Raw genomic sequence first — 11,991 nt, 5'->3', positions numbered from 1 at the left:
TATTGTTTTTACTTCAAATTATTATCCGCTCCCTTTCTGAACAAAGGGCAAAGAAAATAAGCAGCCGTTTCCTTTTATCCAAAGCCGCACCCATGTAATCTTCACACGTTCTTCTGCTACCTGTCAAAAGCCGTATGCTGTCTAAACCTGCAAATCATTTTTTAATCCTTAAACTGCTTTGTTATGAAAAAGATGATTACCGCTTTATGTCTGCTCTTTAGTTTAAACGCCCTTTCCCAAACTACTTACTTTGTAAACGATAATGCATCCGGTGTCAACAACGGTAGCTCCTGGACAGATGCCTTCACCAAACTGCAGGATGCCCTGACAGCTGCAGTGAGCGGTGACCAGATCTGGGTGGCTGCCGGCATTTATTATCCCGATGAAGGAGTAGGATTGACCAATAACAACCGCTCTCATTCTTTTCACCTGAAAGATGGGGTAGCCATTTACGGCGGTTTTGCCGGCACAGAAACCCTGCTTAACGAGCGCAACGTAACGACCAATGTATCAACCCTAAGTGGGGATATTGACCAAAACGATCTTGCTCCAGGTGGCGGCAATAACAACAACGCCTTAAATGTGGTGCAAAGCAGTAGTGTGGGCAACAGCGCCCTATTGGATGGCTTTACCATAACAGGGGGGAATGCCAATTCTTTTCCGGATAATTTTGGTGGCGGGATGAGTAATTCCTCTTCCTCTCCCAGCCTGGTTAATTGCAGCTTTTCAGGAAATTTGGCTGGTCTTTCGGGCGGAGGCATTTATAACACTTCTTCTTCCCCTATACTCACCAATTGCAGCTTTTCAGGAAATATTGCTTTTATTAATGGCGGAGGAATTTTTAATAACGCTAATTCTTCTCCCGTACTCACCAATTGCAGCTTTTCAGAAAATGGGGCTGATGTTGGCGGGGCCATCCGTAATGACAATTCTTCTGCTCCCAGTCTGACTAATTGCAGTTTTTCAGGAAATACGGCAGGAAGTTCAGGCGGCGGAATCGCTAATTCTTTTTCTGCGCCCAGTCTGACCAATTGCAGCTTTTCAGGAAATACGGCTGGTCCTTCAGGCGGCGGAGGTATTTATAACTTTTTCTCTTCTCCTACTTTTACCAATTGCAGCTTTTCAGGAAATATGGCTTCTGGTTCTGGTTTTGGCGGTGGAGGAATCGCTAATGACAATTCTTCTCCTACACTCATCAATTGCATCCTTTGGGGCAACACAGTTGATCAGATTCTTGACGCCGGCGGCAGCACTGTGGTTACCTATTCCATCGTGCAGGGTGGCGTTCCCGGCACGGGCAATTTGGATCAGGACCCACTGTTTGTGGATGCAGCAAACGGGGATTTGCACTTGCAGACGGGCTCCCCTGCCATTGATGCAGGTCTGAACAGCGCCAATTCCACAACCGTTGATCTGGATGGGAACCCTAGAATTGTGAATGGCACTATAGACATGGGTGTCTTTGAGTTCCTAAGCACCACTGCCCCTCTTGTGATCACCTCTGTTACAGCCACGCCAGCTTCGCTATGGCCCCCCAACCACGAGATGAAAGAAGTACAGGTGACTGTCGTAACTAGCGGAGGTAATGGAAACACTAATTGCCAAATTACAGCTGTGTCCAGCAATGAACCGCAAAGCGAAGGTGCCAAAGATGACCTTTCTCACGACTGGCTGATCACAAGCCCTGACAAGGTGCTGCTACGCGCAGAACGGAATGGGAATGGTAATGGACGGATTTATACCCTTACGGTTACCTGTACGGATGTTGGTGGTAGTAGTGCTTCCAAAACTGTTACTGTTATAGTACCACATGACCAAGGTCATAAGGCTGACATTGCCCAATCCGAGCGCAGTGAAGCCATAAGTGAGGAAGCCGGTGCCTTGCACATCACCGCTTCGCCTAACCCAAGCACGCACTCCTTTAATTTGACCATCAGTGGCGGCAATGAGCAGGAAAGCATTTGGCTACGGGTAATCAACACTCATGGCAAAGTGGTGGAACAAAGACAAAACATTAAATCCGGAGAGACCTTGCAAATTGGACAGGGTTATGCAACGGGTATGTACATAATCGAAATTCAGCAGGGCGGTGAGCGAAGAACTATCAAAGTGGTGAAGCAATAAGTTTCTAAAAGCAAAAGGCTGTTAAATACATAAATGGCTGTCTTACAAAGAGGCAGCCATTTATGTATTTATAATAAGAATGGACAGTAACCCTGAAGCCCGTTGTTTTAGGTGATATTTGTTTGACCTGAAAGGACTTGAATCTTTCTAATATGTGTATCCATTTGATGATTGATCATCTGGTCATAGTCAGTTGGCTTTTCATGTCTTTTATTCATCAAAATGAATAACTCTAGTCCAAGTAAAAGTAAAAACCAAATTATGTAAACAATAGTTGCCGGAAGCGACCTAGAAAGAAGGCTCCACATTATGTTCAATTCATCTAAAAAGCCTGTTTTTGCTTTCAAAGTTCTTTCTACTGAACCACGTAAATTAGCCAAGGAATCCTCTTTTGCTATTTTCAACTTCTGCAGTGTTGTAATTTGAGTGTCTAAGGCCGCAAGCAAAGCAGCATTAGGATTGGGAACCTGAGATTTAGTGATTGTTGGCTTGTTGACATAGTTAGTATTGCTTTTCGTCCCGCTAGAATCCGTTACAGTATGTGTTACAGGAACAGGCGACATTTGAACAGTAGTAATTGTTGTTAGTGGATTGTTTGCTACATCCGTCGCCAATTTTGTTCTCTGACTATCTTTAGACAAGAGTTGATTGTTTAGTTCAGCTATTTGTAATTTCCTTTCCGCTGCTCTCTTTGGATAAATGTTTTCTACTATATTATTAATAAACTGCTCCTTTTCTAGGTCAATATCATCTTTGAATATTATTTGATCTATAATCAAGGAGCCAATAATGTAAACATCCATACACAATTGATTAAAAAAGCCCCTGAAATAGAGGCTTTTACACGATTTACTATGTTTTTGTTATTTGCTTATTTTGTGGGCCTACTTTCCAATGCAAAACTTAGAAAATATATAATCCAACTGGTCATCATTAGTTACTTCACCAGTGATCTCACCCAGGTACTGCAAACAACGGCGAATATCAAGCGCTAATAAATCACCTGGCAGCTGGCTATTTAATCCTTCCGTAATGTCCTGTAAAGAACTGTTTACTTGTTGAAGGGCATGATAATGACGTGCATTGGTAACAATGGTGCTTTCAGTCTGCGCCTTGTCTTGCAGCACGATATCAACCATGCGCTCTTTCAATACTTCCAGGTGCAACTGGCTTTGAGCTGATATATAAATAACACCACTGCATGATGAAAACTTATTTCTGATTGTTTCATCATCTTCCGCATCGGTTTTGTTACCAACCAGTAAATACAGCAATTGCTGGTGTTGCATTTCTGCCGCAACAGCTTCTACTTCAGCGAGAAGCATCTCATGTACATCAAATAAATAAAGTACTATATCCGCCTGCTTCATTTTTTGCAGGCTCTTTTCAATACCTACTGTCTCAATAACATCATGCGAATGATCGCGGATACCTGCTGTGTCTATGAGCCTGAACAGAATACCGTCGATATTGATGACTTCTTCAATAGTGTCCCTAGTAGTACCAGGTATGTCACTGACAATAGCCCGATCCTCATTTAAAAACGCATTCAATAATGTTGACTTCCCGGCATTGGGCTTTCCGATAATAGCCACGCTGACACCATTCTTGATAACATTGCCAAGCCGGAAAGAATCAAGAAGTTGCTCCGTCTGAACTTTTATTTTTTTAACTAAATGCTCCAGTTCTGTCCGATCTGCAAATTCCACATCCTCCTGTGAAAAATCAAGTTCAAGCTCAATGAGGGCAGAAAACTTGATGAGTTGCTCTCTAAGCTCACTCAATACCCTTGAAAAGCCTCCCCTGATATTATTCAAGGCTGTTTTACGAGATGCTTCCGTATTGCTGGCAATAAGGTCGGCAACAGCTTCCGCCTGGGTCAGATCCAGCCTACCATTCAAAAAAGCGCGAAGTGTGAATTCACCAGGTTTAGCTAACCGCGCCCCCTTTGCAAGGCAGGTATCTATAATTCTTTGCTGAATGAAAGGTGAACCATGGCAACTTAATTCAATCACATCTTCACCTGTATAAGAACGAGGTCCTTTAAACAGCGATACCACAACTTCATCAAGAACCTCTGAATGATCCTTTAGAAAACCTACATGAATAGTATGTGTTTTCTGTTGGTGTAAATCTTTATGAAATAAACTATTTACAATATCAATTGCCTGCTTTCCACTCAACCTGATCACTCCTATAGCCCCAACACCTGGAGGAGTTGCCAATGCTACAATGGTATCTTCCCAACCGGTTAATTTTAAACTCATGGAGGTCAAAATTAGATAGATAAACAAAAAAATCCCGTCTTGCGACGGGATTTGTATTGAATTGCTTTTGACCTTAATTTACTCTTCAGCAACAACGAACGTAATTGGCTGCTTACGGTAAGCGTTTACGTTACGTCCATTTTGAATAGCAGGAGTCCATTTAGGACCTCTTTTTATCGCGCGGACGGCTTCTTCTTCCATTCCGTATCCATGGCTGGTCAGTGCTTTTACGTCACTGATACCACCTTGTTTGTCCACGATAAATTGAACCATTACTGTATAAGATCCGGGAGGCGCTCCATTTTCGATAGGAGTGTTGTTGTTAAGGTTTCTTTGCAGATACCTGGCCCAGGCGCTTAAACCACCAGGGAACTCGGCTTCTACTTCCACCTTTTCAAAAACCTTATTTTCATCTTCCACTTTAGGAGCTTCAACCACCTTCTTACCTTCATCCACTACAGGAGGAGCAGCAATACCAACATCTTTAACACCTTCCTGGCTTACTACGTCGATCTTAGTGTCTTCCAGCTTTTCTACTTCTGGTGGAATATCCTCTTTTTTCACCTCTTCATCTTTAACAATCTTAGGAGGTGTAAACTTTGTCATTTCCACCTTTGGTGGCTCTACCTTTGGCGGCGGCGGCGGTGGAGGCGGCTCATTTTTCTTTTCCTCTTCCTGTTTGATATCTTCCAGCACTACTTCTTTTACTTCTATTGCTGCAGTCTTATTGCTTTCCAATGACTGCACTATAAAGAAGTAAACAAATAGAAGCGCTGCGACACCAGCAGTAATCGCCAAAGCAATCCAGATCCGCTTGTTGTACGTCTTTCTTAAGTGATAAGCTCCATATTCCTTATTTCTGCCCTCAAAGACAAGATCAAGGATATCGGCGCTTAAAATTTTGTTTGCTTCCATGTTTGAAATTTGTTATTTAGATGCATGAGCATCCAATTTTCATAAACTTTTCCAGTTTATTTTATTTTCCTCCTGCACCTTCAGTGGCCTTTATCAACTGCATTTCCCCGTCAGAAATATCAACCAAAGCAAAACGTTTTACTTCGTTAATTGTCATTTCATCAAGTATGTCTACCGTATTTTTATAGGTAGCTTCCGGAGTTGGTTTGATCACAACAACCATATCTTCATCAGAAGTATGCTTTTTCTTGTCGATAAGTACTGAACGGATACCTTTTTCAGGATCAAAAGAACTTGATTTAAAGTTAGAACCATCCGGGGACAACTGACCTTCATAGTAGAAGACATGATTGTCTTTACCAAGCATCACAGTTAATGCTCCTGATTCTTTAGCCTTATTCAGCTCTTCTTCATTTTTGGTGTCCTTCGGCATATACAGGTCCATAGTAGCTGGCGAGCTCATCGTTGATGTAAAGATGAAAAACGTAATGAGCAGGAAGCCAAGGTCCACCATTGGTGTCATGTCTACGCGGGTAGACATTCTTTTCTGCTTTTTGACGCCAGGCCCTTTTTTATGGCCACTATCGCCACCACCAGTATCTAATGAAGCCATAACTTACTTTTTGTGTTAAAAAAATTATTTACTGCTAGAAGAACGAATTACTTGATTTGATTCCTTGTTTTATACAAAGCAGATCCAACAGGTGCATCTTCCGGAGAAGTCACTAATTGGAATTTGTAAATATCATTCTTCTTAAATGCGTCCAAAACATTCTTGAAATCAGGATACAAGGCCGCATTATCACCTTTGATCAGGTAGTTGATCTTTTTACCTGCTAAAGACGTTACTGCATCACGGATCCAGAAAGTCAATTCGTTGTTGGCAGAATCGCGCACAGGTATACCAGATTGAAGAACATTTTTCTGATTTTCAAGTGGCTGTGATAGTAAACTCTTCAATTGCGTGAAGGGAACACCAATGGACACAGACTTCACAAAATTGTTCATTTCAGCTTGCGTTAACCCTAAGTTTCTCGTTGTGTTCAGGTTACTGATCACACTCATCTTTGCCTCAGGATCGTTTTCAACCAACATGGTAAAGAATACCCTGCCTTTTCCATCCAGCTCAACCATTACTGCGTCATTTGCCGGCAGTTCCTTGGTAGAAACAGAATTAGGAGTGGTAATCTGCACGGGTTCCGGCGGCTTCATCTTTGTCGCCATAATGAAAAAGGACAGGATCAAAAATGCTATGTCCACAAAGGGAGTCATATCATTTTCTGTACTTTTTCGAGGAATTTTTACACTCGGCATGATTTAATATTTTGTATTGAGATGCATTAGTTTCCAAAATCCATAAACTTTTTTTGCTTATTTGTACAAAGAAGCAAAAGATTGGGTCAGGGTGAAACCAGATTCATCAATACCGTAAGTGATGGCATCAATTTTAGTCGTAAACACGTTGTACATTACCAGGGAAACTGCCGAGGTACCAATACCCAAAGCCGTATTATACAGGGCCTCAGAAATACCTACCGCCAACTCAGATGCAGCACCGGCACCACCTTCTTCCCCTAACTGGGCAAAGGAGCGGATCATCCCCATTACCGTACCCAACAGGGCAACGAGTGTACCCAGAGATACAATGGTAGACAGAAAAACCAGGTTCTTCTGCAGCATTGGAAGCTCCAGGGCCGTGGCTTCTTCTACTTCTTTTTGGATGGCCAGCACCTTTTGTTCGGTATCCAGCTCACTGTTGTCGATCATTTCACGATAGCGACGAAGACCAGCTTTCATCACATTGGCTACTGAGCCTCTTTGGCGGTCGCACTCAGCCAGGGCAGCATCCACATTGCGGTTGGCCAGGTGGTATTGTACTTTGCGGATAAAGTCTGCAATAGATCCTTTTCCTAATGCTTTTTGGATGGTCAGCAAGCGCTCAATGGAGAAGGTAAACACCATCAGCAACAAGCCGATCAACAAAGGCACGATGATACCACCTTCATAGATGCGGTGGAAGGCACCCTTAGGTCCACGGTGTTGGGGCCAGAAGCCGCCGGCGGGATCGGGTTGTTTAAAGCCATCCTCCGAACCAATGATGAATCTCCAAATACAATAACCGGCTACAATACAAATCACCGGAGCTAGCCAGGAAATGATGTTGCTACTCTTCTTAGCCTGCACGCTTGTAGCCTTCACTGATGTCTTCGTTGCAGTCGGTTTTGACTCTGCCATTTTCTTTGAATTTTAAGTTTAGAAATAAAAATTTAAATAGTAAATAATTCAGGGTCACAATTCTAAGGAAAAATTGTGTGAATTAGCATAGTATTTTCAATTTTTTTCAACGTTTTGTTCCCATGATTAAAAAAAATTAACTACACATGACCAAATAAAGGTGCGACTCTGATTTTTAATAGGCTGATGCATTTCCTTACTCATAACGCAGAGCTTCAATAGGATTTAATTTCCCCGCTTTCAATGCTGGATACAAGCCTGCCAACAAACCGACCACGCTACAGATAGAAATACCGTAAAACACCCAATCCCAAGGCACCACAAAACCAGTCTTTAATACTATTGAAAATAAGTTCCCAACTAATATGCCTAAAATGATTCCAAACAAAGCACCAAAGAAACTGATGAGTATGGCTTCTAATAAGAACTGAAGACGGATATTCTTGCTCTTTCCTCCTATTGCCTTGGCAAGTCCTACTTCCTTTGTTCTTTCAGACACGGCAACCAGCATTATATTCATTAATCCAATAGCGGCCCCGATCAATGTAATCAAACCAATAACAGTAGCCGAAATCGTTAAAAAGCCGAGGCTGTTCATAGCCTTTTCGGCTACACTGTCACTCCTGTCTATAACAAAGTTACTTTCTTCTGTTGTATTCAACTTACGAATGGCACGGAACTGTCCTTCCGCCTCACCCATAGCATTTTCAACCTGGTTGATATCATCAGCCATCACCCCGATCACATACGAATTTGTATTGCCATAATACTTCTTGATATTATTATAACTGGAAATAACAACATTATCCCGGCTGAAACCAAATGTTGACCCTCTTGAAGATAATACACCTATTACCCTGTATTGAATTCCATTAATACGTACTACCTGGTTGACAGCTTTTACAGGACCGGCTTTAAATAGCTTTTTAGCTACATCATTTCCTAACAAACAGAAATTACTGCCCGATTGCATGTCCTGCCTGCTGAAATTGCGTCCAGCAGCCAATTGAAATCCATTCAATATTAAATAGTTTTCATCTGCCCCAAAAACAAAAACATTCGGACTTGTCTTTACCGATCCTTTATTGACAATTGCATTCCTGTTAGCTAAAACAGAAATACCTACCGTTGCGGGGAATTCGTACTTTTCAGAAAACCACATTGCCTCATCATCCGTAATACGTTTGTTTAAATTTGATTTTTTTTCTCTTTTGGCTCCTTTCTTCGATAATTTAACCTCATTATTATTGTTGCCAAATTGAAAATTACGCTCCTTATAACGGATTGTAAAACCAGAAGCGCCCATGGAAGAAAAACTCTCTGTGAGCTTTTGATTCATCGCCTTAATGGCTGTTATAATGCCTACAAGAGCCATAATGCCAAATGCAATGATTGAGATGGTTATTCCTGTACGCAATTTATTACTGCGTATGGTACGAAATGAGATAGATAAAACGTCAGTTATTTTCATGAAAAAAGGTTTCCTAAATTAGGAAACCTTTCTTAAAATAATTATTTTTTTATATCGCTTAGAAATAAAGCCAGTATGTCAACAGGTTGGGGAATACACCTAGAATGATTGTCAATGCAGCTACTGATACCAATGTGTATTTATAGCCCTGACTGATTTCTATAGATTGTTCCATGCCATCCTTAAAATACATGGCTTGTATTAAGCGGAAATAATAATAGACACTCACAGCTGCCATTAATACTGCAAATATGACCAGCCATATGCTGCTTCCGGCAGCAATGGTTGCACGCAACATATAAAACTTTGACAGGAAGCCTGCCGTCAATGGAATACCTGCTAAAGACAAAAGAAAGACCACCAATGAAGCTGCTATAACAGGCTGGTGCTTGGCAAATCCATTAAATCCATCAAAGGTGTAATCCTTCATCTTGATGAGTACGGAAAAGATACCAATGGTAGCCAAAGAATAGGCAGCAGCATACAGCAATAAACCTTCTTTGGCATCAGCATTTAATGAATAAATGGATAACATCATGAAACCAGCTTGTGCAATACTGGAATAAGCCAGCATACGTTTAACACTCTGCTGGAATACGGCCGTGATATTGCCGATAAACAACGTTGCTGCAGTAATAATAGCAACAATTAATCTCCACTCAGGACGAATGTTGCCAAAAGCTTCATCAAACAAACGCATAAAAGCTATAAATCCTGCAGCTTTTACAATCGTTGCCATAAATGATGTAAATACTGTAGGAGCTCCATCATACACATCAGGTGTCCAGAAATGAAATGGAGCTGCTGAAACTTTAAAACTAAGTGCAAACAATAGCATCATGACCCCGGCAATCAAAAGAAGAGAAGTGTTACCAGTTGCAAATTCTATCAGATCCAAACGGAAAGTGCCTGTAGCGCCATAAATCAATGCTATGCCCATCAACATCAAACCTGTTGAAAATGAACCCATCAAAAAGTATTTCAGAGAAGCTTCAATACTCTTCAGGTTACGTTTATCAGAACCTGTCAATATATATAAAGGAATAGACAATATCTCAATCCCCAAAAACAAGAGTAACAGGGATTTGAATGAAGCTGAAATTACTACACCACTTAATATAAAGAAGATCAGCGCAAAGTATTCACTATAATTGACACCTACCTTCTCCATATCTTTCGAAGAAAGCAGGAAAAAAACTAATGTAGAAAGATTGGCAATCAGGCTAAACAAAAGAGCGAAACGATCAAAAGCCAACATTCCAATAGTGTTAATATGGAAGAAAGCAACACCCCGCATTTCGAGCATATTCGCAATGGTAACAACCACCAGCAAAATAATGGCGAGGCTCCGGACAGCGCTTTTCTGTTTGAACATAAAACCGCTGAACATCATAATAACAGCGCTAATAGCCGATAATATTAATGCATTCATAATTACTTGATCAAATAAGCAACGTTTGCTTCTTTTAAAATTGTTTCCACAAAACCATCTGTAAGGTTAAGCAGCGGTTGAGGATAAATACCAAAAACCAAAATCAATAATACAATTGCACCTAATGAAAACTTTTCATTGATACTGATATCATGTGCTTTTGCTGTAATTGCATTGGCATCTCCATAAAGCACTTTCTGGATCATATTCAGCGTATAGACAGCCGCTAAAATGATACTGATACCTGCTAAAGCAGCGAATACGATGTTGTATTTTGTTACTGTGGAACTGAAAATACCATTGAACATCATAAACTCACCAACAAATGCATTGGTTAGAGGTAATGAGATATTGGCCAGTGCAATGATGACAAATAAAATGGCCAAAGCCGGAGCTTTTTGCGCTATACCACCCAATTCAGACATTTTACGTGTTTTAAACTGGCGTTCTATTAATTCTACTACGATCCACAAACCCAGAATGTTGATACCATGGTTAAACATCTGCATCATTACGCCTTGTAATCCACTTTCAGTCTCAGCAAAAATTGTGGCAGCCATCAAGCCGATGTGAGCAATGGATGAATAAGCAATCAAACGCTTCAAATCGTCCTGGCGCATCGCAATGATTGATGCATATATAATACCGATGACAGCCAGGCTCATCACAAAGTCTCCCCAGGAATAAGCAGCGATTGGCAAAACTGGAAGCACCCAGCGAATCACACCAAACACACCCATTTTAACCATAATGCCACTCAATACCATTGTTGTCGCTGTCGGTGATTGTTCATAAGTGTCTGGCTGCCAGGTGTGAAAAGGGAAAACAGGCATCTTCACTGCGAAGGCTACAAACAACAACCAGAATACAAAATATTGATCTTTTACAGGGAGATCCAATCTGTAGAATGATTCAATAGAAAATGAACGGTCAGGCGTCTGAAAATACAAGTACAGCAATCCGATCAGCATCAATACAGAACCTGTAAAAGTGTAAATAAAGAACTTGAAAGTAACTGGTATTCTTCTCTCGCCGCCCCACTGGGAACATAAAAAATATACAGGAATAAGCGCGAGTTCCCAGAAAAAGTAAAACAGCAAAGCATCCATGGAGGTGAATACACCGATTAAACCAGCCTGCGTCAGCAGCATCAAAGCATAAAAGTTATATGCCTTCCTATATTCGGTTTTCCAGGTTGCAATGAATATCAGGGGATATGATATTGCAGTTAATAAACAAAGAAGCTGGGACATTCCATCCAGCTTAATAGTAAAGCTGCTACCTAAACTTCCCATCCATCCAGCGGAAAATTGCAGGCTTGGAGCATGATCTGGTAAAGCCAGCGCGACCAGGGAAACAGCCAAAGTAGCAATAGATACTAGTAAAGACCAGGTTTTTGCCGATTCGCCTTCTTTCAAAGCAAAAGAAACCAATCCGCCAATTAATGGAATTAATATTAATAATAAAACAACCATATTAGTTCGATTTACGAAGTACGATATCGATTTTGAATACCTCTTCGTTTTTTATAAGCTATTATCTAGTCA

10 protein-coding genes are annotated in these 11,991 nt (G+C 41.1%); 1 reads left to right on the top strand and 9 read right to left on the bottom strand.

What is annotated here, in order from left to right; translation table 11 throughout:
• Positions 1–183 precede the first annotated feature (183 nt).
• Positions 184–2,124, top strand: coding sequence for a choice-of-anchor Q domain-containing protein (locus OCK74_RS02085; protein ID WP_279295325.1), 1,941 nt, complete (start codon positions 184–186; stop codon positions 2,122–2,124).
• A gap of 107 nt (positions 2,125–2,231) precedes the next feature.
• On the opposite strand, the gene OCK74_RS02080 is transcribed toward OCK74_RS02085, so the two are convergent.
• The 9 genes from OCK74_RS02080 to OCK74_RS02040 form a co-directional block, all read right to left on the bottom strand.
• Positions 2,232–2,927, bottom strand: a complete 696-nt coding sequence (locus tag OCK74_RS02080) for a DUF4407 domain-containing protein (RefSeq protein ID WP_279295324.1) — start codon at positions 2,925–2,927, stop codon at positions 2,232–2,234.
• An 81-nt stretch (positions 2,928–3,008) separates the two neighbouring features.
• On the bottom strand, positions 3,009–4,391 hold the full coding sequence (gene mnmE / locus OCK74_RS02075; RefSeq protein ID WP_279295323.1) for a tRNA uridine-5-carboxymethylaminomethyl(34) synthesis GTPase MnmE: 1,383 nt from the start codon (positions 4,389–4,391) through the stop codon (positions 3,009–3,011).
• A gap of 78 nt (positions 4,392–4,469) precedes the next feature.
• Positions 4,470–5,306 carry an energy transducer TonB gene (locus OCK74_RS02070; protein WP_279295322.1) on the bottom strand — a complete coding sequence of 279 codons (837 nt, stop codon included), beginning with the start codon at positions 5,304–5,306 and terminating at the stop codon, positions 4,470–4,472.
• A 61-nt stretch (positions 5,307–5,367) separates the two neighbouring features.
• Positions 5,368–5,919, bottom strand: a complete 552-nt coding sequence (locus tag OCK74_RS02065; protein ID WP_279295321.1) for an ExbD/TolR family protein — start codon at positions 5,917–5,919, stop codon at positions 5,368–5,370.
• Between the two features lie 47 nt (positions 5,920–5,966).
• Positions 5,967–6,620 (bottom strand): ExbD/TolR family protein, encoded by a 654-nt coding sequence (locus OCK74_RS02060; RefSeq protein WP_279295320.1) that lies wholly within the window; start codon positions 6,618–6,620, stop codon positions 5,967–5,969.
• A gap of 57 nt (positions 6,621–6,677) precedes the next feature.
• On the bottom strand, positions 6,678–7,541 hold the full coding sequence (locus OCK74_RS02055) for a MotA/TolQ/ExbB proton channel family protein (protein WP_279295319.1): 864 nt from the start codon (positions 7,539–7,541) through the stop codon (positions 6,678–6,680).
• Positions 7,542–7,737: 196 nt separating this feature from the next.
• On the bottom strand, positions 7,738–9,012 hold the full coding sequence (locus tag OCK74_RS02050) for an ABC transporter permease (RefSeq protein WP_279295318.1): 1,275 nt from the start codon (positions 9,010–9,012) through the stop codon (positions 7,738–7,740).
• Positions 9,013–9,070: 58 nt separating this feature from the next.
• On the bottom strand, positions 9,071–10,444 hold the full coding sequence (locus tag OCK74_RS02045; protein ID WP_279295317.1) for an NADH-quinone oxidoreductase subunit N: 1,374 nt from the start codon (positions 10,442–10,444) through the stop codon (positions 9,071–9,073).
• 2 nt (positions 10,445–10,446) lie between these two features.
• A complete protein-coding gene (locus OCK74_RS02040; RefSeq protein ID WP_279295316.1) occupies positions 10,447–11,919 on the bottom strand; it encodes a complex I subunit 4 family protein in 1,473 nt (490 codons plus the stop codon).
• Positions 11,920–11,991: the final 72 nt, after the last annotated feature.

Origin of the sequence: Paraflavisolibacter caeni (genome assembly GCF_025628885.1) — a bacterium.
In the GTDB taxonomy this organism is placed as follows: Bacteria; Bacteroidota; Bacteroidia; order Chitinophagales; family Chitinophagaceae; genus Flavisolibacter; species Flavisolibacter caeni.
Note: the sequence above shows the minus strand (reverse complement) of the source record. Positions and strands in the feature narration are given on the sequence as shown.

What these genes read in the sequence shown, in the direction of transcription:
- OCK74_RS02050 (WP_279295318.1), bottom strand. Translation starts at nt 9,012, where the DNA reads ATGAAAATAACTGACGTTTTATCTATCTCATTTCGTACCATACGCAGT.
- OCK74_RS02045 (WP_279295317.1), bottom strand. Translation starts at nt 10,444, where the DNA reads ATGAATGCATTAATATTATCGGCTATTAGCGCTGTTATTATGATGTTC.
- OCK74_RS02085 (WP_279295325.1), top strand. Translation starts at nt 184, where the DNA reads ATGAAAAAGATGATTACCGCTTTATGTCTGCTCTTTAGTTTAAACGCC.
- mnmE (WP_279295323.1), bottom strand. Translation starts at nt 4,391, where the DNA reads ATGAGTTTAAAATTAACCGGTTGGGAAGATACCATTGTAGCATTGGCA.
- OCK74_RS02060 (WP_279295320.1), bottom strand. Translation starts at nt 6,620, where the DNA reads ATGCCGAGTGTAAAAATTCCTCGAAAAAGTACAGAAAATGATATGACT.
- OCK74_RS02065 (WP_279295321.1), bottom strand. Translation starts at nt 5,919, where the DNA reads ATGGCTTCATTAGATACTGGTGGTGGCGATAGTGGCCATAAAAAAGGG.
- OCK74_RS02070 (WP_279295322.1), bottom strand. Translation starts at nt 5,306, where the DNA reads ATGGAAGCAAACAAAATTTTAAGCGCCGATATCCTTGATCTTGTCTTT.
- OCK74_RS02080 (WP_279295324.1), bottom strand. Translation starts at nt 2,927, where the DNA reads ATGGATGTTTACATTATTGGCTCCTTGATTATAGATCAAATAATATTC.
- OCK74_RS02055 (WP_279295319.1), bottom strand. Translation starts at nt 7,541, where the DNA reads ATGGCAGAGTCAAAACCGACTGCAACGAAGACATCAGTGAAGGCTACA.
- OCK74_RS02040 (WP_279295316.1), bottom strand. Translation starts at nt 11,919, where the DNA reads ATGGTTGTTTTATTATTAATATTAATTCCATTAATTGGCGGATTGGTT.